Raw genomic sequence first — 25,188 nt, forward strand, 5'->3', positions numbered from 1 at the left:
GTCAGCGCAGGGCGAGCACGGTTGCCACGCCGAGCCCGAAGACGACCACCACGCCGCGCAGCACCGCGGGCGGCATGAGCCGGGCCAGACGGGTGCCGAGGAAGCCACCCGCCAGGCTCGCCGGCGCGACCACCGCCACCGCCTCCCACCGCACGGGCCCGAACAGCGAGAACGCCACCACCGACACCGTGCTGATCACCAGTGACAGGGTGGCCCGCACGGCGTTGACCCGATGCAGGTCGTCATGGAGGAACAGCCCGAGCACCGCCAGCAGCAGCACCCCCATGCCGCCGTTGAAGTAGGCGCCGTAGCAGCCGCCCAGGAACACCCCGACGTGGACCAGCCCGCTGGTGCCCTGCCGCCCGTCACCCTCGAAGCGCCCGCGCAGCCACGGCTGGGCCAGCAGCGCCAGGCTGGCGAAGGCCACCAGCCACGGCACCAGCGAGTCGAACAGCCGCCCCGGTGTGAGCAGCAGCAGCGAGCTGCCCGCGATCGCGCCGAGCACGGTGGTGGCCGAGAGCACGGTGGCCCGGCGCCGCTGCCCGCGCAGCTCGGCCCGGTAGCCCAGGACGCCGCCCAGGTAGCCGGGCCACAGCGCCACCGCGTTCGTCACCGAGGCGGTGATGCTCGGATAGCCGAGCGTCAGCAGCGCCGGGAAGGAGATCAGCGTGCCCCCGCCGGCCAGGGCGTTGACCGCCCCGGCCAGCAGTCCCGCCCCGGCCAGGAAGGCCAGCTCGGACAGCTCGATCATCGGCCGGCCGCGTAGCCCTGGGCGCCGCGCGGGTTGGCGGCGGCCTTCAGGAAGCCGCCGTCACGGGCGACGGCGCTGAGCCGGCCGAGCGACCACGGCCCCTGCACCTCCACCTGGTGGCCACGTCGCCGTAGCTCGGCGACGACCGCCGGGTCCACCCGGTTCTCGATGTGCATGACGCCCGGCCGGGAGCCGCGCGGGAAGAACGAGCTGGGGAAGTGCTCGGAGTGGAACATGGGGGCGTCGACGGCCTGCTGCAGGTTGAGCCCGCCGTTGGCGAGGGAGCCGTGGACGAGGGAGAGGAAGAAATTCAGGCTCCACTGGTCCTGCTGGTCGCCGCCGGGCGTGCCGAACGCCAGCCACGGCTTGCCGTCGCGCAGCGCGAACGACGGCGACAGCGTGGTGCGCGGGCGCGTGCCCGGTCGCAGCGAGGCGGGCAGCCCCTCCTGCAGCCAGAACATCTGCGCCCGGGTGCCGAGGCAGAAGCCCAGCTCGGGAATGGTGGGCGAGCTCTGCAGCCAGCCGCCGCTCGGCGTGGCGGAGACCATGTTGCCGTGCCGGTCCACGACGTCCACGTGACAGGTGTCGCCACGGGTGGAGCCGTCGGAGCCGACCGTGGGCTCGCCCACACCGGACCGTACGCCCGAGATGCCCGGCGCGGTGCTGCCCGTGCCGGCACCCGGGAACACCCGCAGCCGAGGCGTGCGCCCGCCGGGCGCGCCCGGCCGCAGCTCCATGCTGGCCTCGACGCCGATGATCGCGCGCCGCTTGGCGCTGTACTCGTCATCGAGCAGGTCGGCCATCGGTACTTCGGTGTCGCCGTACCAGGCTTCGCGATCGGCGAAGGCGAGCTTGGCGCTCTCGATCACCGTGTGCACGTAGTCGGCGCTGAGCTGCCCCATCCCGTCCAGGTCGAACCCCGACAGCAGGGCGAGCTGCTGCAGGAAGACCGGCCCCTGCCCCCACGGGCCCGTCTTGCAGACTGTGTGCCCGTGGTAGTCGAAGGTGACCGGCTCCTCGACCGACGCCGACCAGCCCGCCAGGTCGTCGCCGGTGAGCAGGCCGCCGTGGACCTCGCCCGAGCTGTCGCGCCAGGCGGTCTCGGCGCTGAACCGGGCGATCGCCTCGGCGACGAACCCCTGGTACCAGGCGTCGCGGGCGGCCGCGATCTGCCCCTCGCGGGTGCTCGACGCGGCCCGCGCCTCAGAGACGAGCCGGCGGTAGGTGGCGGCGAGCACGGGATTGGTCAGCTTGGCTCCTGGTACCTTCCCCTGCGGCAGCCAGGTCGCGGCGGACGTCGGCCAGTCCTCGAGGAAGAGGCGCTCGACCGACGAGACCGTGGCGGCGATCCGGTCGAGCACCGGGACGCCGTGGGTGGCGTAGTGGATGGCGGGTTCGAGCACGTCGGCCAGCGTCCAGGTGCCCCAGCGCTCCAGCATGAGCATCCAGCCGCCGAACGCCCCGGGCACGGTGGCCGCCAGCAGCCCGGTGCCGGGCACCACGTCGAGCCCCAGGCCGGTGAACCGGTCGATCGTGGCGGCGGCGGGGGCGACGCCCTGCCCGCACACGACCGACACCTGCTCCTCGTCCTGGCTCCACAGCAGGATGGGCACCTCGCCGGCGGGCCCGTTCAGGTGCGGCTCCGCCACCTGAAGGACGAACCCGGCGGCGACGGCCGCGTCGAAGGCGTTGCCGCCGCGTTCGAGCACGCTCATGCCGGTAGCGGAGGCCAGCCAGTGCGTGCTGGCCACCATGCCGAAGTCTCCGGTCAGCTCGGGCCTGGTGGTGAACAAACTGCGTCCCTTCATCGATTGACGGCTGCGTCGGGTACGTGATCCGCCGTGACCAGGTGACAGGCGACCGGGTGGCCGCTCGTACGGGGGTCTGTCAGTGCCGGCTCGCTCGTCCGGCAGGCGTCGTACGCCAGCGGGCACCGGGTGTGGAAGCGGCAGCCGGCGGGCGGATCGACCGGGCTCGGCACGTCGCCGCCCAGCACGATCCGGCGCCGCTCGCGCTGCCTGACCGGGTCGGCCACCGGCGCCGCCGACAGCAGCGCCTGGGTGTAGGGGTGGCGGGGTTCGGCGAAGATCTGGGCCGTCGGCCCGGACTCCACGATCTTGCCCAGGTACATCACCGCGACCCGGTCGGCCAGGAACTCCACCACCGACAGGTCATGGGTGATGAACAGGCAGGAGAAGCCCATCTCCCGCTGCAGGTCGGTGATCAGGTTGAGCACCGACGCCTGCACCGACACGTCCAGCGCGGACACCGGCTCGTCGGCCACCACCAGCTTGGGCTCCAGGATCAGCGCGCGGGCCAGCCCCACCCGCTGCCGCTGCCCGCCGGACAGCTCGTGCGGGAAGCGCGACCTCATCTCCGGGCGCAGCCCGACCTGCTCCAGCATGGCGGCGACCCGCCCGCCCGCCTCGCGGCGGCTCGCGATCCCGTGGTGCAGCAGCGGCTCGCCGACGATCTGCTCGATCGTGAAGCGCGGGTTGAGCGAGGAGTAGGGGTCCTGGAAGACCATGTGGACGTCCCTGCGCAGCGGGCGCATGGCCCGGCGCGACAGGTGGGTGATGTCCCGGCCGTCGAGCCGGATGCCGCCCGAGGTGGGCTCGGTCAGCCGCAGCACGCACTTGCCGACGGTCGACTTGCCGCTGCCAGACTCGCCGACCAGGCCGAGCACCTCGCCCTGGCCGATGCTCAGCGACAGGCCGTCCACTGCGCGTACCTGGCCGTAGTGCTTGACCAGATTGTCGATCTCCAGGATCACGACTGCCCTCCCGGGTGGAAGCAGGCCGCCAGATGATCGTCCGGCTGCTGGGGCTCGAGCTGCGGTCTTTTGCGGCGGCAGTCGTCCTGCGCGCGGGTGCAGCGCGCCTGAAAGGCGCACTCGTCGGGGTCCGTCAGCGGCGAGGGCACCATGCCGGGGATCTCGGCGAGCCGGCCGTTCACGGCGGCCGACGGCAGGGCGTTCATCAGGCCGAGCGTGTACGGATGGCGCGGCCGCGCGAACAGCTCCGTGACGGGCGCCTGCTCGACGGCCCGGCCCGCGTACATGACCACGGCCCGGTCGGCGATGTCGGCGACCACGCCCAGGTCATGGGTGATCAGGATGACCGCGGTGCCGAGCCGGTCGCGCAGGTCGCGGAACACGTCGAGCACGCCGGCCTGGATCGTCACGTCCAGCGCGGTCGTGGGCTCGTCGGCGATCAGCACCCGGGGCGAGCAGGCCACCGCGATCGCGATCATCACCCGCTGGCGCATGCCGCCCGAGAGCTGGTGCGGGTACTCCTTGATCCGGCGGGCGGGCAGCGGGATGCCGACCAGTTCGAGCAGCTCCACCGCGCGGTCCCGCGCGGCCCTGCGGGAGAGTCCCTCGTGCCGGCGCAGCACCTCGGTGATCTGGTAGCCGACCGTGAACGACGGGTTGAGCGAGGTCATCGGCTCCTGGAAGACGACCGACACGTCCTTGCCCCTGATCTGCCGCATCCGCGACTCGGGCAGCGTGGTCAGCTCGCGGCCGTCGAGCTTGACCGAGCCCGACAGCCGGGTCGTGTCCGGCGGCAGCAGCCTCGGCACGGACATCGCGGTGACCGACTTGCCACAGCCCGACTCGCCGCACAGCGCCAGGATCTCGCCCTCGCCCAGTTCGAGCGAGATGCCTCTGACCGCCTGCACCAGGCCGTCCTCGGTGTCGAAGTCCACGGTCAGGTCGGTGATCTCGAGTAGGCTCATCGGCCGCTCCTCGGGTCGAGAACGTCACGCAGCCCGTCGCCCAGCAGGTTGAAGCCGAGCGTGGCCAGCGCGATCATCAGTCCCGGCCAGATCGCCAGCCACGGGGCGACGTCCAGGTACTGCTGGGCGGTGGTGAGCATCACGCCCCACGACGGCGTCGGCGGCTGGACCCCCAGGCCGAGGAACGACAGGGTCGACTCACCGATGATCGCCGCCGGGATCGCCACCGTGGCCTGCACGATGAGCGGGCTGGAGCAGTTCGGCAGCACGTAGCGGAGCAGGATGTGGCGGTCGGTCGCGCCGTCGGCGATGGCCGCGGCCACGTAGTCCATCTCCCTGATCGCCAGCACCTCGCCGCGGGTGATCCGGATGACCGCCGGCAGCTGGGAGAAGCCGAGCGCCAGCACCACACCCTTCAGCGAGGGGCCGATGATCGCCGCCAGCCCCACCGCGAACACCAGGAACGGGAAGGCCAGCGTCACGTCGACCAGCCGCATCACGACCGGGTCCAGCCAGCGCCGGTAGAACCCGGCCACCAGCCCGATCGGGATGCCGATCACCATGGCCAGCAGCGTGGAAAGCACGCCGGCCTGTAGCGAGACCTGCGCCCCGTGCGCGATCCTGGCCAGGGCGTCGCGGCCCAGGTCGTCGGTGCCGAGCGGGTGCGCACCCGAGGGCGGGGCGAGCGTGGCGGTGTAGTCCTGCGCCGACGGATCGCCGGTCAGCAGCGGTCCGAGCAGCGCCAGCAGCAGGAACCCGGCGACGAGCACCAGCCCCGCCATCGGCATCGGGCGCCGCCTGAAGCGCCGCCACAGCCTGCGGCGGCGATCGGCCCGGCCCGTCGTCACCGGTACGGCGAGCGCGTCAGCCATGCCCGCCTCCCGACAGCCGGATGCGGGGGTTGAGGAAGGCGTACGCGATGTCGACCAGGAGGTTGACCAGCACGTACCCGATGACCGTGATCAGCACCACGGCCTGGATGACGGGGTAGTTGCGGGTGAGCACGGCGTCCACGGTCAGCTTGCCGAAACCGGGGATGACGAAGATCTGCTCCGTCACCACCGCGCCGCTGATCAGCGCGCCGAGCTGCAGGCCCAGGACGGTCACCACGGTCGTGAGGCTGTTGCGCAGCGCGTGCGCGCCCACCACCTTGGCCTCCGACAGGCCCTTGGACCGGGCGGTCCGTACATAGTCGGCCGACAGCGCGCCCAGCATGGCCGAGCGCGTCTGCCGCATCAGGATCGCCGCGAACCCGGTGCCGAGCACCAGGGCCGGAAGGATCATGCGCTGCAGGTTCTGGCCGGGGTCCTGGGTGAACGGGACGTACCCGGAGGCGGGCAGCCAGCGCAGCGTCACCGCGAACAGCAGGATGCCGAGCAGCCCCAGCCAGAAGTGCGGCACGGACAGCCCCGCCAGGCCGAAGCCGGTGGCCACGTAGTCGGGCAGCCGGCCCCGCTTCATCGCGGCCACGATGCCCGCGCCCAGGCCCACGACGATCGCCACCAGCAGGGCCAGCGCCGACAGCTCCAGCGTCACCGGCAGCCGCTCGGCCAGGATGTCGGCCACCGGCAGCTGGTCCTGGGTGGAGCGGCCGAGGTTGCCGGACAGGGTCTGGCCGACGTAGTCGACGTACTGGGCCAGCAGGGGCTTGTCCAGGCCGAACTCGTGGCGGATCGCCTCGACCATGGCGGGCGAGGCCTCCTCGCCGGCCATCACCACGGCCGGGTCCCCGGGCAGCGCCCTGATCCCGAGGAAGATCAGGATGCTGGCCAGGAACAGCACGATCACCGCCGAGCCCGCTCTGCGGAGGATGAACCAGACCATCAGGCGGCGAACCCAGCGGTGACGAAGCGGGGCAGGCCATCCTTGAAGTACTGGACACCGGCGACGGTCTTGTTCATGCCCAGGTAGTACTTGTTGTGGTACAGGTACACCACGCCGCGCACCTCGGCCGCCCGCTGCAACGCCTTGGCGTACAGCTCGGCGCGCTGGGCCGGCTCCGTGACCGCCGCGGCCTCCTTGATCGGGTCGTCGATGCCGGGGTCGGACATGCCGCTGTAGTTGTTACTGCCCCGGCTGGTGATCAGGTTCGACAGGTTGCCGTCCGGGTCCACCCGGCCCGACCAGCCGTTGAGCACGGTGTCGAACTTGCCGGCCTTGCCCTGCTCCAGCGTGCTGACGAACTCGGCCGTCTGCACCGTGACGGTGAAGCCCGCCTCCTTGGTCATCTGCTGGATGACCTGCGCCAGGCGCTGGTTGGTGGCGTCGTTGGGCGTGGTCAGCGTGACCGGGATCGGCGTCGGCACACCGGACGCCTGCACCAGCTGCTTGGCCTTGGCCAGGTCGCGCTTGGCGCACTGGAGCGCGGGCGAGCGGTAGGGGCTGTCGGCGGGCAGCGGGAAGCAGTCGGCCTCGTACAGGCCGTTGTAGACGGTCTTGTTGATCTGGTCGCGGTCCAGCGCCAGCTCGAACGCCTCCCGCAGCTGCGGGCTCTTGGCCAGCGGGGTGTCGACCGTGCCCGGCTTCTCGGTGGAGCCGTTGGCGTTGCCGGTGTTGATCGTGAGGCCGTAGTAGCCGAGGCCGCCGCCGGACACGACGGTGAGGTTCGGGTCGGCCTGCACGCCCTTGACCGTGGTCGTGGCCAGCTGGTCGGCCACCTGGACGTCGCCGGACTTCAGGTTCGCGGCCCGTACGTTCGGGTCGACGATGATTTTGTATACGAGCTTGTCGAGCTTCACCTTGGCGGCGTCGTAGTAGTCGGACGCCTTGTCCAGCACGATCTGGCTGCCGGAGGTGCGACTGGCGAACTTGAACGGCCCGACGCACACCGGGCTGGCGCCGAAGTTGTCGCCCGCCGCCTCCAGCGCCTTGGGCGACATGATCATCCCGGCGCGGTCGGCGAGCTGCGCCGTCAGCGGCGTGAACGCGCGCGCCAGCGTGAGCTTGACGGTGGCCGGATCGACCACGCTCACCTTCGACACGGCGGCCAGGTCGGCCTGGCGGGCCGACTTCTCCCAGGTACGGTGGCGATCCAGCGACTTCTTGACCGCCTCCGCGTCGAAGGCGGTGCCGTCGTTGAACTTCACGCCCTCGCGCAGCTTGATCGTCACTTCCCTGCCGTCGGCCGAGACCTCGGGCAGGGCGGTCGCGAGCTGCGGGACCAGCGCGGCCTTCGCGTCGATGTCGAAGAGCTTCTCGCACATGCTCGCGAACACCTCGCGGCCCACCAGCGTGGTGGACACGCTCGGGTCCAGCGCGTCGGGGTCGGCGTTGAGCGCGATGTTCAGGGTGCCACCGCTCTTGACGGCGCGGCTGTCGGACGAGGCGTCGGCCACTGACGGGGCGACGGGGGTGCCGCTCGAACCGCCTCCACCGCAAGCCGTCAGGGCTATAGGGAGTACGGCGAGCGTCAAGACCAGCCTGGGTCTCATGGTGCCTCCGGGGGAACGAACTTTAGGAGACTGTATACAAGAACCGAGATTTCAGCGGTGTTTCGTCACCGCATGTTGTTATCCGACCGTTTTCTCATCATGCTGGGCCTTCGCCGGGCGTACGGCGGCCAGAAACGACCGCCTGGCCGCGGCCACGTGCGCGACCGCCCTGGCCTGGGCCTCGTCCTCGTCGCCCGCCGCGATGGCCTCGCACAGGCTCAGGTGCTCCGACCAGGAGTGGGGTCCGCGCGCGGCCGCGGTCTGCCGGAACACCCACTGAGCCCGCAGCAGCATCGGCGCCATCATCAGATTGAGGTAGGAGTTGCCCGCCACCTCACCCACAGCCAGGTGGAAGGCGGTGTTGAGGTCGGCCACCCGTTCGAGCCGGCCCTCCTCGACCGCCTCTTTGGCCGAGCCGAGCACCAGTCGCAGCCGCGCGGCCGTCTCCGGGGTCCGCTTGCGCGCCGCCAGCCGGGCCGCCAGACCCTCGATCGCCATCCGCACGTCGAAGAGCTCCTCGGCCTCGGCCGGCGACAGCCGCGCCACGGTGGCGCCGATCCTGGGGATGACCTGCACGAACCCCTCGGCGGCGAGCACCCGGATCGACTCGCGCACCGGGTTGCGCGACACGCCCAGCCGGGCGGCCAGCCGGTCCTCGACCAGGCGTTCACCCTGGGCGAGCTCGCCGGAGATGATGAGTCGGCGGATCTCCGCGGTCACTTGGTCGCGAAGCGGGAGGTGGGCGCCGCCCAATGTCAGCTCAGTCATTTGAGGGAATCGTATACAAAGTCACGGCCGTTTCCGGTGCTGTCGCGGAATCCGGAGGGCGCGCAGCCTTCTCGGTCGGTCAGGCGCGCAGGCGTAGACCTCGTGGTGTCGGGTGGAAGCCGGCTTCCTCCAGGGCCGCCGCCAGCGGTGACTCGCCGATCGAGGCGCCGTCGGCCCGCTCGACGGTCAGCTTCCCGAGCGCCCCATCCCGTACGGCCAGCGCCAGCGCGTCCACGGCCGGCCGCAGCCGCTCGTCGTCAGCGAACGACAGCAGCGTCTTGCCGCCCCGCTCCACGTACAGCACGAGGAACCCGTCCACCAGCACCACCAGCGCGCCCGCCTTCCTGCCGGGTTTGTGCCCCACCTCGCCGGGATGCGCCGGCCACGACAGCGCCGCCCCGTAGGGGTTGGCCGGATCAGCCGCGGCCAGGACCACCGCCCGCCGATCACCGCCGGCGGCCTGCCCGAATGTGCCCGCGCCCGCGGCATCGCCCGAACCGGCCGGCGCGACGCCCGGGGCCATGGCGCGCATCCGGTCCACCGCCCCCGGCAGCGCGAACTGCGCACCCCCCAGCCCTTCGACGAAGTAGCCCCGGCGGCACCGCCCGCTCTCCTCGTAGGCCCGTAGCATCTGGTAGACCGGCGTGAACCCGCCCGGCAGTCGCTCCGAGGTCACCGCCCCGCGCGTCACCACCCCATGCCGTTCGAGCAGCACCTCGGCCTGGGCCTGCGCCCGCTGGGTGGCGTCCTCGGCGGGTGCGGGAAGCAGCCACCAGCGCCCGCCCACCGTGGGCGGCCCGCTCCTGCTCGGCAGCACGGCCCGCCGCCGGCGCGTGGTGGCCGGCCGGTGCGCGGGCCGGCCCGACCCGAGCGTGGCCCGCAGCGGCGCCAGCGTGTCACCGGACACGCGTCCCGACCACACCAGATCCCACAATGCCGACACCAGTGTCGCGTCGTCGAGCGAGCCGAGCTGGTCGGAGATCCCCCGGAAGAACAGCGCTCCGCCGCCGCCCAGCACGTCGAGCACCTGCTCGTGCACCGGGGTCATCGTGATCTGGCCGGGTTCGGGCAGCAGCAGGGGGGCGGTGTCGGCGAAGTAGAGCGATACCCAGCCGTCGCCGCCGGGCAGCGAACCCTGGCCCACCCACATCACCTCGCCCGACGAGGTCAGCTCGTCGAGCAGCGCCGGGTGATAACCGGGCACGCGCGACGGCAAAACCAGCGTCTCCAGCGCCGACGCGGGCACGGTGGCTCCCTGGAGCTGCTCGACGCTATGGATCAGCGCGTCCATCGCCCGCGCCGCGCCGGCCGCGCCGCCGCGTGGCGCCGCGCCGCTGCCGTCGGTGCCGCGTGGCGTCGAGCCGGTGATGCCGTGCCAGGCGGGCATGAACAGCGCGAGCGTCTCGGGCGGGACTGGTTCGATCTCTTTGCGCAGCCGCGCCAGAGACCTGCGCCGCAGCATCCGCAGCACACCGGCGTCGCACCACTCCTCGCCCCGGCCGCCCGGCCGGAACTCGCCGTTGACCACCCGCCCGGCCGCCGCCAGCCGGCGCAGGGCGTCGGTCACCACGGCCACGCCGAGGCCGAACCTGGCGGCGGCGGTGCCGGCGTGGAAGGGCCCGCGCGTACGGGCATGGCGGGCCACGAGGTCGGCCAGCGGATCGGCGACCGGCTCCAGGAACGCGTGCGGGATCCCGACCGGCAGCGGCGCGCCCAGCGCGTCACGCAGCCGGGCCGCGTCCTCGATCGCCGCCCACTGCTCCTCGCCCGCGATCCGCACCTTGATCGCCCGGCGGGCTCGTTCGAGCTCCGCCAGCCAGGCCGGATCGCCGCCGCGCAGGCTCACGTCGGGCACGAGCAGCGGCCCGTGCGAGCGCAGCAGGTCGGCCAGGTCCTCGGCGTCGCGCAACGGACGGTCGAGCCTGGCCAGCTCGCGTTCGGTGTCGGAGATGACCTCGGGGTCGAGCAACTCCCGCAGGTCGGCCTCGCCGAGCAGCTCGGCCAGCAGGGTCATGTCCAGCGCCAGCGCCTGGGCCCGGCGTTCGGCGAGCGGCGCGTCGCCCTCGTACATGAAGGCGCCTATGTAGTGGAACAGCAGCGAGGCGGCGAACGGCGACGCCTGCGACGTCTCCACCTCCACCACCCGCACCCGGCGCGCGGCGATGTCGCGCATCAGTGCCACCAGCCCGGGCACGTCGAACACGTCCTGGAGGCACTCGCGCATCGTCTCCAGCACGATCGGGAACGACGCGTATTGAGAGGCCACCCCCAGCAGATGGGCGGCCCGCTGCCGCTGCTGCCAGAGCGGGCTGCGCCGGCCGGGCGTGCGGCGCGGCAGCAGCAGGGCCCGGCCCGCGCACTCCCTGAACCGGGAGGCGAACATCGCCGAGCCGCCCAGCTCCTCGGTGACGATCCGCTCGATCTCCTCGGCGTCGAACGCCGCCACGTCGGTGGGCGGCTCGACCAGCGTGTCGGGGATCCGCAGCACGATGCCGTCGTCGGAGTGCACGGCCTGGACGTCGAGGCCGTAGCGCTCGCGCAGCCGCCGGTTGATCGCCAGGGCCCACGGAGCGTGGATCCGCGCGCCGTAGGGGGAGTGGATGACGACGCGCCAGTCGCCGAGCTCGTCGTGGAAGCGTTCGACCAGGAGGGTGCGGTCGTCGGGTACGTAGCCGGTGGCGTCACGCTGCTCGTCGAGGTACGCGCGCAGATTGTTGGCGGCGTATTCGTCGAGTCCGGCCGCCCGCATGCGGTCGTTGGAGGTGTTTCCGGCGTGTTCGCGGAGGAACGCGCCGATCGCCTTGCCCAGCTCGGCCGGCCTGCCCGGCGCGTCGCCGTGCCAGAACGGCAACTTGCCCGGCTGGCCGGGCGCGGGGGAGACCAGCACGCGGTCGGCCGTGATGTCCTCGATCCGCCACGAGGTCGCGCCCAGGACGAACACGTCGCCGACGCGTGACTCGTAGACCATCTCCTCGTCGAGCTCGCCCACCCTGGACGCCTTCTCGCCCACCAGGAAGACGCCGAACAGCCCTCGGTCGGGGATCGTGCCGCCGTTGGTCACCGCCAGTCGTTGCGCGCCCGGACGGCCCTGCAGCGTACCCGTCACCCGGTCCCAGACGACCCGCGGCCGCAGCTCGGCGAACTCCTCGCTCGGGTAGCGGCCGGCCAGCATGTCGAGCGTGGCCTCCAGCGCGGTGCGCGGCAGCGTCGCGTAGGGGGCGGCCCGCTTGACCACGGCCTCCAGCTCGTCGACCGTCCACTCCTCCAGAGCGGTCATCGCCACGATCTGCTGCGCCAGCACGTCGAGTGGATTGCGCGGGTAGCGCAGCTCCTCGATCTGGCCGCTCATCATGCGTTCGGCCACGACGGCGGTCTGGATCAGGTCGCCGCGGTATTTCGGGAAGATCACTCCCTTGGACACCGCGCCCACCTGGTGACCGGCCCGGCCGATGCGCTGGAGCCCGCTCGCCACGCTCGGCGGCGCCTCCACACACGCGACCAGGTCGACGGCGCCCATGTCGATGCCCAGCTCCAGGCTGGACGTCGCGACCACGGCGGGCAGCCGGCCCGACTTGAGCGCCTCCTCGATCTGCGCCCGCTCCTCCTTGGACACCGAGCCGTGGTGCGCGCGGACGATCTCGGTGACTACGCCCTTGCTCGCCCCGGCCTGCGCCATCATGTCGGCGGGCGCCCGCCGAGGCGGATCTCCCGGCAGCGGCGTCTCCCAGATCGACAGGTCGACGGCCTCGGGCCCCTGTACGCGCTCGTAGGCGAGCTCGTTGAGCCTGGTGCAGAGGCGTTCGGCCAGCCGTCTGGAATTGGCGAACACGATCGTCGACGAATGCGCCTCGATCAGCTCGAACAGGTGGTTTTCGACATGCGGCCAGATCGATCGGCTGGACGGCTCAGGCTCTCCGCCGTCGCCGAACCCCGGCTCGCCGTCGGTGGATCCCGGCCTGCCCTCCATCTCCGTCATGTCCTCGACCGGGACGACCACCTCGACCTCGATGACCTTGTCGGAGGGCGGCTGCACGACCGTCGCGGGGCGGGACCCGCCGAGGAAGGCAGCGACCTCGCTCACCGGCCGTACGGTCGCCGACAGCCCGATCCGCTGCGCGGGCCGTTGGAGCAGGGCGTCGAGCCGCTCGAGGCTGAGCGCCAGGTGGGCACCGCGCTTGGTGGCGGCCACCGCGTGCACCTCGTCGACGATCACCGTCTCGACGCCCCGCAACGCCTCGCGCGCCTGGCTGGTGAGCAGCAGGAACAGCGACTCCGGCGTGGTGATGAGGATGTCGGAGGGGTGGGCGGCGAACCGCCTGCGGTCCTCGGCCGGGGTGTCGCCGGAGCGGATCGCCACCGAGATCTCCGGCACCGGCAGACCGAGCCGGCGCGCGGTCTGCTTGAGCCCGGCCAGCGGGGCACGCAGGTTGCGCTCAACGTCGACGGCCAGCGCCTTGAGCGGCGACACGTACAGGACCTTGGTCTGCCTCTTGACCTGCTTGGGACCCGCCTCGACCTGCTTCGACCCCGACTTCGGCCTCGATCTCGTACCGGCGTCGACCTGTGCCGGGTCCGTCGGCGTGGTGGGGTGGTGGTCGGGGGCCAGGCGATCGAGGGACCACAGGAAGGCCGCCAGCGTCTTGCCCGACCCGGTGGGTGCCACCACGAGGGTGTTGTCGCCGCGCGCGATGGACTCCCACGCGCCCTCCTGCGCGCTCGTGGGCGCCTCGAACGCTCCGGCGAACCACTGCCTGGTGGTGTGGGAGAAATGTTCCAGCGAGCTCACCAGCACATACTGCCTCGTCGCACCGACAGAAAACTCATTGTGGCGGCGGTGCGCGATTGAGGCGGGGGCGCTGCGGACATAGAGCGAGCGTGGGCATCGACTACGCAGCCATTGAGAGCCGCCGCGAGGACATCAGGGAGCGCTACCTCTTAGCGCACCGGCCATCCAGTAGCGCGCGCGGCCTGCACCACTTCGCCCTGCTGTCGTCGGACGTGGAGCGGACGGTCAAGTTCTACCAGGAGCTCCTTGAGTTCCCCTTGACGGAGATTTTCGAGAACCGTGACTTCAAGGGCTCCAACCACTTCTTCTTCGACATCGGCAACGGCAACCTCCTCGCCTTCTTCGACTTCCCGGGGCTCGACCTCGGCCCCTACCAGGAGGTGCTCGGCGGGCTGCACCACATCGCGATCTCCGTCGACCCCGCCACCTGGGAGCGGCTGCGCGGCAAGCTCGAGGTGGCCGGCGTGCCGCACCAGATCGAGAGCGGCGCCTCCATCTACTTCAAGGACCCCGACGGCGCCCGGCTGGAGCTGCTCGCCGACCATCTGGGTGAGATGTACGGCTCGCGCGTGATGTGATCTACCGTCGCGACGCTCTACGCGTGCGCGGTGTGCCCGCCCGAGGTTCCTGCCTGATGCCCGCGTGCCTTTCGGCTCTTTCCGATTTCTCCTGCTGTACGGCTAAGCGCTGGGTTAACCGGAGCTGACGGCGCTTCTTTCGGTTGGCTTTGCACTCGGCGGACTTGGGCGGGGAGGACTTGGGGGTCTTTGCCATGGGGGTGTCCTACCCACCCTTCAGGCGGTTCCATACTTGTGTGATGCGGCTGACCGAGTTCTGGAGACGGATGCGCGCCCACTTCGGGGAGTCGTACGCCGACTCGTGGGCCCGCGACTATGTGCTCGCCCCACTCGAAGGGCGGACGGTCGACCAGGCGCTGGCGGACGGCGAGAGCGCCAAGACCGTCTGGCGCGCGGTCTGCCAGGTCGAGAACGTCTCCTCCCGCCTCCGCTAACCTCCCGCCTCCGCTAACCTCCTGGCTCGCTAACCTCCTGGCTCGCTAACCTCGTTGCTCGTCATCCTCCATGCTCACTTTCAGTGAGCGGGCCGTCAGATGCAGGTCGTCGGCGGTGCCCTGACCGCCGGGTGACCACAGGAACTGCCACCCACGACCGGCCGGGGTGGCGAAAACGAGCGTCTGCTTGCCGGTGCGGGGATGCCACGCCCACAGCACCGGGTCCTCACCGCCGATCATGCGGCTCGCCAGCCCGTGACCGGGCAACAACTTGGCGAGTGCTTCCAGATGGGTGCGTCGTTCCCCGGTGTACGTGCTGCTCGTCACGTCGCCGCCTCCAAGCCTCTGGTCCAGAGTCTCCCCAGCTCACGGTGCGTGACAACACGTAAGGCGTTTTGCTGATGAATGTCGGGTGTGTGGGAACGCTGTGAAACCAGGCGGGGCGTTGTGCGGCTGTCCACGCTGGGTCGTCCCTTTCGACAGCTGGTGTCGTGTGGGCAAGCGTCGACCGGTGCCATCTGGCGTCGGTTGGTCTCGTGGGCGTCCACCGGCGTCGCCTGGTGTCGGCTCGGCAGCGGGGCAGCGGGACGGTCTGGCGCCGTAGGGCGGGAGGACCTGGCGCCGTACGGCGGGACAGCGGGGCAGCGGGACAGCGGGACAACGGACAGTCTGGCACCGTACGGCCGGAGGGCCTGGCACCGTACGGCCGGAGGGCCTGGCACCGTACGGCCTTGGACCGCGCGTACTGAGTGTTCCGCGTGTTCCGGATGTGATCGAACAGCCGTTCGGCTACGATAGAACCTGCCAGGCCACGCCCTCCCCCCGACGATTCCACAAAACTGTCGGTGGCAGGCCGTAGCTTTCACTCGACTGATCGGACCACAACCCTCCAGGGGGAGTTCCCATGGCTATCAACGACCGCGAGAAGGCCCTCGAGACCGCCCTCGCTCAGATCGAGAGGCAGTTCGGCAAGGGCTCCGTCATGCGCCTCGGCGACGACGTCCGAGCCCCCATCGAGGTGATCCCTACGGGTTCGATCTCCCTGGACGTCGCGCTGGGCATCGGCGGGTTGCCGCGTGGCAGGATCGTCGAGATCTACGGCCCGGAGTCGTCGGGTAAGACCACGGTCGCCCTGCACGCGGTGGCCAACGCCCAGCGCGCGGGCGGCATCGCGGCGTTCATCGACGCCGAGCACGCCCTTGACCCCGAATACGCCAAGAAGCTCGGCGTCGACACCGACGCCCTGCTCGTCTCCCAGCCCGACACGGGTGAGCAGGCGCTCGAGATCGCCGACATGCTGATCAGGTCGGGCGCCGTCGACATCATCGTCATCGACTCGGTGGCCGCCCTGGTCCCCAAGGCCGAGATCGAGGGCGAGATGGGCGACAGCCACGTCGGCCTCCAGGCCCGTCTGATGTCCCAGGCCCTGCGCAAGGTCGCCGGCGCGCTGAGCAACACCGGCACCACCGCCATCTTCATCAACCAGCTCCGCGAGAAGATCGGCGTCATGTTCGGCTCGCCCGAGACCACGACCGGTGGTAAGGCGCTCAAGTTCTACGCCTCGGTCCGCCTCGACATCCGCCGCATCGAGACGCTCAAGGACGGCACGGAGGCGGTCGGCAACCGTACGCGGGTCAAGGTCGTCAAGAACAAGATGGCCCCGCCCTTCCGGGTCGCCGACTTCGACATCCTCTACGGCGTGGGCGTCTCCCGCGAGGGCGGCCTCATCGACATGGGCGTCGAGCACGGCTTCGTCCGCAAGTCCGGCGCCTGGTACACCTACGAGGGCGACCAGCTCGGCCAGGGCAAGGAGAATGCCCGCAACTTCCTGAAGAACCACCCCGACATGTCCAACGAGATCGAGAAGAAGATCAAGGACAAGCTCGGCGTCGGCCCCCGCTTGGACGCCCCCGCCGAGGCCCCCGCGGCCCCGGCCGCCCCAGCCGCCGCTCCCTCGGGCCGCGGCGCCAAGGCCGCCGCCACGCCGAAGCCCGGTGACGTCTGATCGGTCGCCGCATGAGTGACTCTGATCGGTCATCGCATGAGTGACAAGGACCTGTCGCAGGCGCCCCACTCCCACGACTGGGGCGCCTGGCCCGACCTCCCCACCCCACCGCCCGGCCGCCGCCGCAACTCCAGCGCCAACCTCTCTCGGCGGCCGTCAACCCCGGAGGACACCTCGCCCTCCCAACCCTCCTCGGAGGACTCACCTAGAGGCCGGAAACCATCCAGGAGGAAACCGTCCAGCGCAAAGCTGACCGGTAGCGAACCGGCTGGCGGGAGGCCGCCCGGCGGCGAACCGTCAGGCGGGAAGCTGGCCGACAGTGAACCGTTCGGAATGAAGCCATTCGGCGGCGAACCGTCTAGCGGGAGGCTGCCCGGCGAACCATCCGGTGGGAAGCCGCCTGGTGGGAAGCTGCCCGGTAGCGAACCGTTCGGCGGGAAGCTGTCTGGCGCTGAACTATCCAGTGGAAAGCCGTCCGGCGGGGAGCCGTCGGCAGGGTGGCCGTCGCTCAGCGAATGGCGCCAACGACCCCGTCCCCCGGCCGACCCACCACCCGTCCAGCCCACTCACGCACCTGCCGAGCCGAGCTTCGAGCTGGGCGCAGCATCGACCGCTGAGCCGTCCGGTGATTCGGGTGACGAGGCGGGCGGTGAGGCGGGCAGTGGGCAGAACGACGAGCGGCGCTCAACCGCGCCCCAAGAAGCCGTCTGGCCGCCCGCCCAGAGCCACTCACCGCCCACCGCAGGCAGTGCGTCTCCCTGGGGCGACGACGTGCCTCCGCCTGGCCCAGGCAACTCACCGTCTACTGCAGATAGCCCCTCTCCCCGAGGCGACGGACCGTTCTCCCAGGACGGGCCGCTGGCCCAGGACGGGGCGTTGTCCTACGAGGGCACCGATAGCGGTCAGCCTGATGGCAGTGGCCGGCGTGGGGAAAAGCGCTCCGGTAGAGGGCGGCGGTCAGGTGGGCGGGGTGGGAAAGGGGCACGTTCGGCGGGTTCGCGGGGGCGTGGTGGATGGCTTCCCGACGGGCCCGACGAGGGGTCGGCCGCCGGTGCCGCTCCCAACGCCGACCCTGAGTCGGTGGCTCGGGCCATCTGCCTCCGTCTGCTCACAATGGCTCCCAAGACGCGAGCCCAACTGGCCGAGGCGCTCCGTAAGCGTGACGTACCGGATGAAGCCGCAGAGACGGTCCTCGACCGCTTCTCCGAGCTGGGGCTGATCAACGACGAGGCATTCGCCGAAGCCTGGGTCGACTCCCGCCACCACGGCCGTGGGCTCGCCAAACGCGCCCTGGCCGCAGAGCTTCGCCACCGCGGCGTCGACTCCGAGACCGTCAACGAGGCCGTGGACCGCCTCGACCCCGACCAGGAGCTGGAAACGGCACGCCGCCTCGTCGAACGCAAACTGTCCTCCACCCGCGGCCTCGACCCCCAGGTCCGCACTCGCCGCCTCGCCGGGATGCTGGCCAGAAAGGGGTACGCCCCAGGACTGGCCTTCCGCGTCATCCGCGAGGCACTGGAGACGGAGGGCGTCGAGATCGAGGACGACTTCTCCTGACCCCCGTCGGGCGGGGATGCTCGGGCCTGTTCCAGTACAGGCGCCTAGCCTGTTCGGGTACGGGCGCCTAGCCTGTTCCGGTACGGGCTGCTAGGTCTCTTCCGGTACGGGCTACGGAGCCTCCATCGGGATATCGAGCCTCGATCACGATATCGAGCCTCGGTTTGGCGCATGGGTGCGGTTCGTCGAGGTGGCATCCAGGCTCTGGGGCGGGTTGTTCGGTTCCTGCGGGCATCCGGGTGCGGTTTTGTTGGAGTGGGGGCCAGATTCTTGGGGGGCGGCCAGCTTGGTTTCTGGCGGTATTGGGGTGCTGGTCGGCCGAGGTGGGGTGCCTGGCCTTTTGGAGCGGGATGTTTGGTTCCTGCGGGTCTCGGGGTGCGGTTCGTCGAGGTGGGGCGCTCAGGTTCTTGGGGTAACCAGCTTGGCGTCCTATCGGCACTGGGGTATGAGCCGTCCAGGGTGGCGTATTCGGTCTCTCGGGGTGGGGCTCGGTCTCTCGGGGTGAGGCTCGCCTTCTCAAGGTGGGTGCTCGGTCTCTCGGGGGCCCTCGGCTTCTCGGGTGGGGCGTTTGGGTCCTGCCGGTAGCGGGGCGGTCCTCTTTCTGGTGGGGCTCGGGGTTGGTCGGAGGGCGTGCGTAGTTGCGTGGGGAGCGGCATTTCGGGGCAGAAGCGGGAAATCTGGCTGAATGAAGAGATGCAAGCCCGTAAGACACGCTTGATGACTCGTTTGCTTGCTCGTGACTTGTTCGACGCATAACCTCGACGGCAGTGAGGAGTTACTCCGCGCAGTGCGGATTGCCATACCGGTGATTGACGGACGAACGAGCTCGGTGGATCGAGGCAGGCGAGGTGTCGGCTACCCCAGTCGACGCCCGGTCAGTCTTGGTTGGATATCGGTCGTGGTGAAGATGCCGATTGGGCGATCAGCGCCGCGCATGTGACCCCTCCCGTTTTGAGGGCGCGTTACGAGTCTTGACGACGCGAGGAGGGCGGGGAGCACATGGGGCCGCTTGTCGTGGTGCTGTCGGTGGCGGTGCTCCTGCTGGCGTTCGGGATGATCGCCGCGTTGCTCATCGTCGTCCGCCGCACATCGGGCAGCGGTTCGCGAGTGCTCAAGCCGAGCCCCGAGCAGTTGCAGGCCGTACACGAGGAGCTTGAGCTGGCTCGTGAAGAGGCCGGGGAGATCCGGGGCAAGGCCGAGTCCGACGCTGAGGAGATCCTGCGCAGGTCGGCGGCCGCCGCCGAGAGTGCGGCGCAGTTGCGGCGCGAGGTCGAGGAGGAGGGGCGGATCCTCAAGGCCGAGCTCAAGGAGCTCCGGGCCGACCTCGAACGCAGGGAAGGGCGGCTGGCCGAGCGCGAACAGCGGCTCGATGAGGAGGCCAGGCGGCAGGCCGAACGTGATCGCAAGCTGGGCGAGACCGAGGTCGAGCTGGCCGACAGGCGCGCGGAGCTGCTGCAGGTCGAGAACGAGCGGCGGGTGATCCTCGAGCGCGTCGCCGGGCTCACCGGTGAGCAGGCCAAGAGCGAGCTGGTACGCGAGATCGAGAACCAGGCCAAGCGCGAGGCCGCGCTGATCATCAGGGAGATCGAGGGCGATGCGCGCAAGGAGGGCGAGAAGCGCGCGACCAAGATCGTGACGCTGGCCGTGCAGCGGATGGCGGCCGAGCAGACGGCCGAGTCCGTGGTGAGCGTGCTGCACCTGCCCGGCGACGAGATGAAGGGCCGGATCATCGGCCGTGAGGGGCGTAACATCCGGGCGTTCGAGACGACGACCGGCGTGAACCTGATCATCGACGACACACCGGAAGCGGTGTTGCTGTCGTGTTTTGACCCGGTACGCCGGGAAACTGCCCGGCTCACGCTGGAGAAACTGGTACTCGACGGCCGCATTCACCCCCAGCGCATCGAGGAGGCGCACGAGCGCAGTCGTGCTGAGGTGCAGGAGCTGTGCGCACGGGCGGGTGATGACGCGCTGGTCGAGCTGGGCATCACGGACATGCACCCCGAGCTGACACTGCTGCTCGGCCAGCTCCGCTACCGCACCTCGTACGGACAGAATGTCCTCAAACACCTCATCGAGTCCGCGCACATTGCCGGAATCATGGCCGCCGAGCTCAAGATGGACCAGTCGCTGATGAAGCGCTGCGCCCTCCTGCACGACATCGGCAAGGCCCTGACGCACGAGGTCGAGGGCAGCCACGCGCTGATCGGGGCAGAGATCGCCCGCAGATACGGCGAGCAGGAGGACGTGGTGCACGCCATCGAGGCGCACCACAACGAGGTCGAGGTCCGCACGGTCGAGGCCGTGCTCACGCAGGCGGCCGACGCGATCAGCGGCAGCCGCCCGGGTGCGCGACGGGAGTCGCTGGAGGCGTACGTCAAGCGGCTGGAGCGGCTGGAGGAGATCGCGCAGTCGTATGATGGGGTGGAGAAGGTCTTCGCCATGCAGGCGGGGCGGGAGATCCGGGTGATGGTGAAGCCGGACGCGATCGACGACATCCAGGCACAGGTGATCGCGCGGGATGTGGCCAAGCAGGTCGAGGAGGAACTGACCTATCCGGGGCAGATCCGCATCACCGTCGTCCGGGAGTCGCGCGCGACCGAGTTCGCGCGCTGACAATCGCGCTTCGTTTTCTGTACGGCTGAGCACGGTGACCCCCCCGCCGTCCGGGGGACTGTCCGGGGCATGCTCCTCCGGTGGAGGGGGTGCCGACTTTCAATGATCTTTTACGGCAGGCCCGGTGGGCCCCACTCTCTGTGCGTGGCTGGGTCTGTCCAGGGGCACGCTCCTCCGGTGGAGGTGGCTGGGCGCCGTGACGTGCGTCTTCTTGACGCCGGTCCGCTCATCCGCTTGACCCCGGTCCGCCCATCCGCGGATTGAGCTCCTGTGACAGGCGCCGGAATCCGCCGTGCCACGGCTCGCCGACGCGGCGCTCGGGATAGCGGGGCGGGGGAGCGGACAGCGGGGCCGGGGAGCGAAAGGTGGGAGGGAGAGGGATGTCCCGCCTGCCGACATGGCGCTCGGAGGGCGGGGCGGGGAGTAGAGAGCGGGGCGGGGGGAGCGGGTGGGGCGTGGTCGGGCGGCGAGAGGCACATTCCCGGGCACAGGTTCTGTGGCCGGGTCAGGTCAGGCGGATGCGGGGGTCCAGGAGGCCGTAGGTGATGTCCACCAGGAGGTTGGCCACGACGACGGCGGTGGTGGCGAGGACGACGACGCCCATGATGACCGGGAGGTCGCCGCTGACGAACGCCTGCACCACCGCCTGCCCGATGCCGCCCAACCCGAAGACCGACTCCGTCACCACCACCCCGCCGATCAGTGTGCCCACATCGACGCCGAGTTGCGTCACCACCGGTGTCAGGGCGGCGCGTAAGCCGTGCCGGTAGATGACCCGGCCTTCGGGGACGCCCTTGGCGCGGGCCGTGCGGATGTAGTCCTCGCCGAGGATGTCCAGCATCGACCCCCGTGTTAGGCGTACGTAGGAGGCGGCCTGGACCATGGCCAGCGTGATCCAGGGCAGGATCAGGTGGCGGGCCCACTCCCCGGGGCTGTCGGTGAGCGGCACGTACGAGTCCGGCGGCAGCAGCGGCGCTCCGGCCATGGAGAGCTGGAAGAACAGGAAGTACAACAGCAGCAGGCCGACCACGAAGGTGGGCATGGACACGGCGGCCAGGGCCAGGAACGTCACGACGCGGTCCAGCAGCGAGCGCGCCCGGGTGGCGCTGATGACTCCGGCGCCCACGCCGATGACGACCCAGAGGATCGCGCCGCCGATCACGAGCGAGGCCGTGGGCGGGAAGTCCTGGGAGAGGAGCTTGCCGATGGATTCGCCGGAGAAGTACGACTGGCCGAGGTCGCCGTGGATGAGGCGATTCAGGTAGTCGAGGTACTGGACGAGGATCGGGCGGTCCAGGCCGAGGTTGTGGCGGATGAGCTCCACCTGTTCGGGGGTGGCCTGGCGGCCGGCCAGCGTTCTGGCGGGATCGCTGGGGGCGACGAAGAACAGCAGGAACGTGCCCAGCGTGACGAGCCAGAGGACGAGCACGCCCAGCAGCGCCCGACGGAGGAGGAAACGGCGGAGCATCAGGCCCCCTTACGACGGCGGCGGCGGTCACGGCGGTCACGGCGGTTGCGGCGGCCGCGGCGGCTGAACAGGCGTTCCATGCGTGGGTCGATGGCATCCCTGATGCCGTCGCCGACCAGGTTGAAGGCGAGCGTGGTGAGCAGCAGGGTGGCCGCGGGGAAGCCCAGATACCAGTAGGCGACCCGGTAGAAGCCCTGCGCCTCGCTGAGCAGGTTGCCCCAGGAGGGGGTGGGCGGCACGATGCCGAGTCCGAGGAACGACAGCGTCGACTCGAAGACGATGGCCGCCGGCACGAGCAGGGTGGTCAGGACGATGACCGGGGCGAGCAGGTTCGGCAGGATGTCGACGAACATGATCCGGAGATCGCCGCAGCCGATGGACCGCGCGGCCTCGACGTACTCGCGTTCCTTCAGCGAGAGCGTCTGGCCGCGTACGACCCGCGCGATGGCCGCCCACGAGTAGAAGGCGATCACCCCGATCGTCGCGGTCAGCGACGGCCCGGCGATCGAGACGACCGCGATCGCGAAGATCAGGTACGGGAACGACAGCACCACGTCCATGAGCCGGGACAGCACGGTGTCGATGACGCCGCCGTAGTAGCCGGCCAGCAGGCCGACGAGGACGCCCACCAGCGCCGCCAGCCCGGTGGCGACCACGCCGACCAGCAGCGAGACGCGCGCCCCGTACAGAACCCTGATGAACAGGTCGCGGCCGAGCCGGTCGGTGCCGAACCAGAACGTGCCGTTCGGCGCGATCGGCAGCCCTTGCGCGGTGATGCCGGTGTCGCGGAACTGCTCGTCCGGGTCGTGGCCGTTCCAGGCGGCGATGAGCGGGGCGGCCAGCGCCAGCAGGCAGAGCAGGACCACGGTCAGGCCGGAGACCAGCGCGACCTTGTCGGTCCTGATCCTGGCCCAGGCGAGCTGCCACGGGCTGCGGCCGGCGATCGTCCGGTCGGTGACCGCGTCCGGTCTGATCTCGGTGAGCGTCATGCGGGCCTCCCCCCGGAACCGGAAGTGGTCAAGTCCTCGCCTGCCTCGACGGGGAAGTGGCAGGCCACCAGGTGGTCCCGGAGCGCCGGCGGCGGCTCCTCCGAAGAGCAGCGCTCCCGCGCCTTCGGGCACCGGGGATGGAAGCGGCAGCCGGACGGCGGGTCGATCGGCGAGGGGACGTCGCCCGTGAGGATGATGCGCCGCCGCCGTTCGGCCTCGTCCGGGTCGGCCACCGCCGTGGCGGAAAGGAGGGCGTTCGTGTAGGGATGCCGGGGATGTTCGTGCAGCTCGTCGGCCCCCGCGAGTTCGACGATCTTGCCCAGGTACATGACCGCGATCCGGTCGCTGATGTGCCGCACCACCGACAGGTCGTGCGCGATGAACAGGTACGTCAGCCCGAACTCGTCCTGCAGGTCCTTCAGCAGGTTGAGGATCTGCGCCTGGATGGACACGTCCAGCGCGGACACCGGCTCGTCGCAGATGATCAGCCGGGGCCGCAGCGCGAGCGCCCTGGCCACCCCGATCCGCTGCCGCTGCCCGCCGGAGAACTCCGCGGGGAACCGGTTGTAGTGCTCGGGATTGAGCCCCACCCGTTCCATCAGCTCCTGCACCGTACGGCGCAGCTCGGTGCCGCGGCTCACCCGGTGGACCACGAGCGGGTCGGCGATGATCGAGCCCACGCGCCGGCGCGGGTTCAGCGAGCCGTAGGGGTCCTGGAAGATGACCTGGATGTCGCGCCGGTAGGCCCTCATCCTGGCTCTGGGCAGGTTCGTGATGTCGTCGCCGTCGAAGCGGACCCGGCCCGAGGTGATCGGATGCAGGCCCGCGACGCAGCGGGCGAGCGTCGACTTGCCGCAGCCGGTCTCACCGACCAGCCCGAGCGTCTCGCCCGGCGACAGGTCGAAGCTCACCCCGTCGACCGCCGACACCTGCCCGATCGTCTGCTTGACCAGCAGGCCGGTGGTGATGGGGAAGTGCTTGACGACGTTCTCGACTTCGAGGAGCATCAGGCCTCCTTCGCCTGCAGTCGCAGCGCGTCGGCCTCCGGGCCGAGCCCGACCGCCTCGTGGGGCAGCCAGCAGGCCGAGGCGTGCCCGCCGCCGCCCGTGACCTTGGCCGGCGGCGGCCGCTCGGCCGCGCAGACCGGCATGGCGTACGGGCAGCGCGGGTGGAAGGCGCAGCCCGAGGGCAGGTCGATCAGCGACGGCGGGGAGCCGGGGATGGGCCGCAGCCGGTCGCCCCGCGTCCCGGTGCTGCCCGGGATCGACTCCAGCAGGCCCTTGGTGTAGGGGTGGTGCGGGCGGTAGTAGAGGGTGCGGCGGTCGGCCCGCTCGGCCACCAGGCCCGCGTACATGACCAGCACCTCGTCGGCGATGCCCGCCACGACGCCGAGATCATGGGTGATGAGGATGAGCGCGATGTCGAACTCGGCCTGGACTCGGCCGATGAGCTCGAGGATCTGCGCCTGGACGGTCGCGTCGAGAGCGGTGGTCGGCTCGTCCGCGACGATGAGCTTCGGGTTCAGCGCCAGCGACATGGCGATCATCGCCCGCTGACGCATGCCGCCGGAGAACTGGTGCGGGTAGTCGTCCACCCGCCGGTCCGGTCGGGGGATGCCGACCAGGCCGAGCAGCTCGATCGCGCGCTTACGGGCCTCGGCGCGGCTGGTGTCGGGCCGGTGGACGTGGAAGAGCTCCTCGATCTGCCGGCCGACCTTGTAGAGCGGATGCAGGCTGGTCAGCGGGTCCTGGAAGACGACGCTGATCTCCGCCCCGCGGATGCGGCGTAACTGCTCGCGGTCCAGTTCGAGCAGGTCCACCCCTTCGAACAGGGCGGTGCCGGATATGTCGGCTCCGGGGGAGAGGCCGAGGATGGCCTGGGTGCTCACGGTCTTGCCGCTCCCCGACTCGCCGACGATCGCCAGCGTCCGGCCGCGGTCGACGGTGAACGACAGTCCCCGCACCGCCTGGACCAGGCCGTCGGAGGTGGGGAAGGACACCTTCAGGTCCGTCACCTCTAGCAGGCTCATGTTCCTCCTCACAGCGCCCCGCGGGAGTCCCGCGGGGC

The 25,188-nt window shown here is 70.6% G+C and carries 19 protein-coding genes; 5 read left to right on the forward strand and 14 right to left on the reverse strand.

Features of this window, described 5'->3' with window-relative positions; genetic code table 11:
- Position 1 precedes the first annotated feature (1 nt).
- The 9 genes from LDL49_RS09830 to LDL49_RS09870 all read right to left on the reverse strand — a co-directional run bounded on the left by LDL49_RS09830 (position 2) and on the right by LDL49_RS09870 (position 13,480).
- Positions 2-751, reverse strand: a complete 750-nt coding sequence (locus LDL49_RS09830) for a sulfite exporter TauE/SafE family protein (RefSeq protein WP_225290651.1) — start codon at positions 749-751, stop codon at positions 2-4.
- On the reverse strand, positions 748-2,559 hold the full coding sequence (locus tag LDL49_RS09835) for a gamma-glutamyltransferase family protein (protein WP_225290652.1): 1,812 nt from the start codon (positions 2,557-2,559) through the stop codon (positions 748-750). The genes LDL49_RS09830 and LDL49_RS09835 overlap by 4 nt, the downstream gene beginning before the upstream one ends.
- Positions 2,556-3,524 (reverse strand): ABC transporter ATP-binding protein, encoded by a 969-nt coding sequence (locus LDL49_RS09840; RefSeq protein ID WP_225290653.1) that lies wholly within the window; start codon positions 3,522-3,524, stop codon positions 2,556-2,558. The genes LDL49_RS09835 and LDL49_RS09840 overlap by 4 nt, the downstream gene beginning before the upstream one ends.
- The gene (locus tag LDL49_RS09845) at positions 3,521-4,489 is read right to left on the reverse strand and encodes an ABC transporter ATP-binding protein (RefSeq protein WP_225290654.1); all 969 of its coding nucleotides are present in this window, start codon (positions 4,487-4,489) and stop codon (positions 3,521-3,523) included. The genes LDL49_RS09840 and LDL49_RS09845 overlap by 4 nt, the downstream gene beginning before the upstream one ends.
- Positions 4,486-5,361 (reverse strand): ABC transporter permease, encoded by an 876-nt coding sequence (locus LDL49_RS09850; RefSeq protein WP_225290655.1) that lies wholly within the window; start codon positions 5,359-5,361, stop codon positions 4,486-4,488. Before LDL49_RS09850 ends, LDL49_RS09845 begins: the two co-directional genes overlap by 4 nt.
- Complete coding sequence (locus LDL49_RS09855; protein ID WP_225290656.1) at positions 5,354-6,313, reverse strand: ABC transporter permease; 960 nt, start codon at positions 6,311-6,313, stop codon at positions 5,354-5,356. The genes LDL49_RS09850 and LDL49_RS09855 overlap by 8 nt, the downstream gene beginning before the upstream one ends.
- Positions 6,313-7,920 carry an ABC transporter substrate-binding protein gene (locus LDL49_RS09860; RefSeq protein ID WP_225290657.1) on the reverse strand — a complete coding sequence of 536 codons (1,608 nt, stop codon included), beginning with the start codon at positions 7,918-7,920 and terminating at the stop codon, positions 6,313-6,315. The genes LDL49_RS09855 and LDL49_RS09860 overlap by 1 nt, the downstream gene beginning before the upstream one ends.
- A 78-nt stretch (positions 7,921-7,998) precedes the next feature.
- Complete coding sequence (locus tag LDL49_RS09865) at positions 7,999-8,688, reverse strand: GntR family transcriptional regulator (protein WP_225290658.1); 690 nt, start codon at positions 8,686-8,688, stop codon at positions 7,999-8,001.
- 79 nt (positions 8,689-8,767) lie between these two features.
- Positions 8,768-13,480 carry an ATP-dependent helicase gene (locus LDL49_RS09870; RefSeq protein ID WP_372470352.1) on the reverse strand — a complete coding sequence of 1,571 codons (4,713 nt, stop codon included), beginning with the start codon at positions 13,478-13,480 and terminating at the stop codon, positions 8,768-8,770.
- Positions 13,481-13,563: 83 nt separating this feature from the next.
- Between LDL49_RS09870 and LDL49_RS09875 the strand changes: the two genes are divergently transcribed.
- Both LDL49_RS09875 and LDL49_RS09880 read left to right on the forward strand, forming a co-directional pair.
- Positions 13,564-14,052: a VOC family protein gene (locus LDL49_RS09875; protein ID WP_225290660.1), complete on the forward strand. Its 489-nt coding sequence runs from the start codon at positions 13,564-13,566 to the stop codon at positions 14,050-14,052.
- 239 nt (positions 14,053-14,291) lie between these two features.
- Positions 14,292-14,486 carry a DUF3046 domain-containing protein gene (locus LDL49_RS09880; RefSeq protein ID WP_225290661.1) on the forward strand — a complete coding sequence of 65 codons (195 nt, stop codon included), beginning with the start codon at positions 14,292-14,294 and terminating at the stop codon, positions 14,484-14,486.
- 45 nt (positions 14,487-14,531) lie between these two features.
- Here the strand turns inward: LDL49_RS09880 and LDL49_RS09885 are convergent, their stop codons facing one another.
- Positions 14,532-14,813, reverse strand: coding sequence for a hypothetical protein (locus tag LDL49_RS09885; protein ID WP_225290662.1), 282 nt, complete (start codon positions 14,811-14,813; stop codon positions 14,532-14,534).
- Positions 14,814-15,390: 577 nt separating this feature from the next.
- On the opposite strand from LDL49_RS09885, the gene recA reads away from it, so the two are divergent.
- From recA to rny, 3 genes are all read left to right on the forward strand, one after another.
- Complete coding sequence (gene recA / locus LDL49_RS09890; RefSeq protein WP_225290663.1) at positions 15,391-16,491, forward strand: recombinase RecA; 1,101 nt, start codon at positions 15,391-15,393, stop codon at positions 16,489-16,491.
- A 333-nt stretch (positions 16,492-16,824) separates the two neighbouring features.
- On the forward strand, positions 16,825-18,048 hold the full coding sequence (recX, locus tag LDL49_RS09895; RefSeq protein WP_225290664.1) for a recombination regulator RecX: 1,224 nt from the start codon (positions 16,825-16,827) through the stop codon (positions 18,046-18,048).
- 999 nt (positions 18,049-19,047) lie between these two features.
- Positions 19,048-20,664 carry a ribonuclease Y gene (gene rny / locus LDL49_RS09900; protein ID WP_225290665.1) on the forward strand — a complete coding sequence of 539 codons (1,617 nt, stop codon included), beginning with the start codon at positions 19,048-19,050 and terminating at the stop codon, positions 20,662-20,664.
- Positions 20,665-21,169: 505 nt separating this feature from the next.
- On the opposite strand, the gene LDL49_RS09905 is transcribed toward rny, so the two are convergent.
- Genes LDL49_RS09905 through LDL49_RS09920 form a run of 4 tightly spaced genes read right to left on the reverse strand, consistent with a single transcriptional unit; the run spans position 21,170 to position 25,150 of the window.
- Entirely contained in the window at positions 21,170-22,132 is a 963-nt protein-coding gene (locus LDL49_RS09905; protein WP_225290666.1) for an ABC transporter permease, read from the reverse strand.
- Positions 22,132-23,121 carry an ABC transporter permease gene (locus LDL49_RS09910; protein ID WP_225290667.1) on the reverse strand — a complete coding sequence of 330 codons (990 nt, stop codon included), beginning with the start codon at positions 23,119-23,121 and terminating at the stop codon, positions 22,132-22,134. The genes LDL49_RS09905 and LDL49_RS09910 overlap by 1 nt, the downstream gene beginning before the upstream one ends.
- Positions 23,118-24,128: an ABC transporter ATP-binding protein gene (locus LDL49_RS09915; RefSeq protein ID WP_225290668.1), complete on the reverse strand. Its 1,011-nt coding sequence runs from the start codon at positions 24,126-24,128 to the stop codon at positions 23,118-23,120. The genes LDL49_RS09910 and LDL49_RS09915 overlap by 4 nt, the downstream gene beginning before the upstream one ends.
- Complete coding sequence (locus LDL49_RS09920) at positions 24,128-25,150, reverse strand: ABC transporter ATP-binding protein (protein WP_225290669.1); 1,023 nt, start codon at positions 25,148-25,150, stop codon at positions 24,128-24,130. The genes LDL49_RS09915 and LDL49_RS09920 overlap by 1 nt, the downstream gene beginning before the upstream one ends.
- Positions 25,151-25,188 lie beyond the last annotated feature (38 nt).

Source organism: Nonomuraea aurantiaca (assembly GCF_020215705.1).
Taxonomy (GTDB): domain Bacteria; phylum Actinomycetota; class Actinomycetes; order Streptosporangiales; family Streptosporangiaceae; genus Nonomuraea; species Nonomuraea aurantiaca.

What these genes read in the sequence shown, in the direction of transcription:
- LDL49_RS09920 (WP_225290669.1), bottom strand. Translation starts at nt 25,150, where the DNA reads ATGAGCCTGCTAGAGGTGACGGACCTGAAGGTGTCCTTCCCCACCTCC.
- LDL49_RS09915 (WP_225290668.1), bottom strand. Translation starts at nt 24,128, where the DNA reads ATGCTCCTCGAAGTCGAGAACGTCGTCAAGCACTTCCCCATCACCACC.
- LDL49_RS09855 (WP_225290656.1), bottom strand. Translation starts at nt 6,313, where the DNA reads ATGGTCTGGTTCATCCTCCGCAGAGCGGGCTCGGCGGTGATCGTGCTG.
- LDL49_RS09910 (WP_225290667.1), bottom strand. Translation starts at nt 23,121, where the DNA reads ATGACGCTCACCGAGATCAGACCGGACGCGGTCACCGACCGGACGATC.
- rny (WP_225290665.1), top strand. Translation starts at nt 19,048, where the DNA reads ATGGGGCCGCTTGTCGTGGTGCTGTCGGTGGCGGTGCTCCTGCTGGCG.
- LDL49_RS09865 (WP_225290658.1), bottom strand. Translation starts at nt 8,688, where the DNA reads ATGACTGAGCTGACATTGGGCGGCGCCCACCTCCCGCTTCGCGACCAA.
- recX (WP_225290664.1), top strand. Translation starts at nt 16,825, where the DNA reads ATGAAGCCATTCGGCGGCGAACCGTCTAGCGGGAGGCTGCCCGGCGAA.
- LDL49_RS09860 (WP_225290657.1), bottom strand. Translation starts at nt 7,920, where the DNA reads ATGAGACCCAGGCTGGTCTTGACGCTCGCCGTACTCCCTATAGCCCTG.
- LDL49_RS09845 (WP_225290654.1), bottom strand. Translation starts at nt 4,489, where the DNA reads ATGAGCCTACTCGAGATCACCGACCTGACCGTGGACTTCGACACCGAG.
- LDL49_RS09830 (WP_225290651.1), bottom strand. Translation starts at nt 751, where the DNA reads ATGATCGAGCTGTCCGAGCTGGCCTTCCTGGCCGGGGCGGGACTGCTG.
- LDL49_RS09905 (WP_225290666.1), bottom strand. Translation starts at nt 22,132, where the DNA reads ATGCTCCGCCGTTTCCTCCTCCGTCGGGCGCTGCTGGGCGTGCTCGTC.
- LDL49_RS09850 (WP_225290655.1), bottom strand. Translation starts at nt 5,361, where the DNA reads ATGGCTGACGCGCTCGCCGTACCGGTGACGACGGGCCGGGCCGATCGC.
- recA (WP_225290663.1), top strand. Translation starts at nt 15,391, where the DNA reads ATGGCTATCAACGACCGCGAGAAGGCCCTCGAGACCGCCCTCGCTCAG.
- LDL49_RS09880 (WP_225290661.1), top strand. Translation starts at nt 14,292, where the DNA reads ATGCGGCTGACCGAGTTCTGGAGACGGATGCGCGCCCACTTCGGGGAG.
- LDL49_RS09835 (WP_225290652.1), bottom strand. Translation starts at nt 2,559, where the DNA reads ATGAAGGGACGCAGTTTGTTCACCACCAGGCCCGAGCTGACCGGAGAC.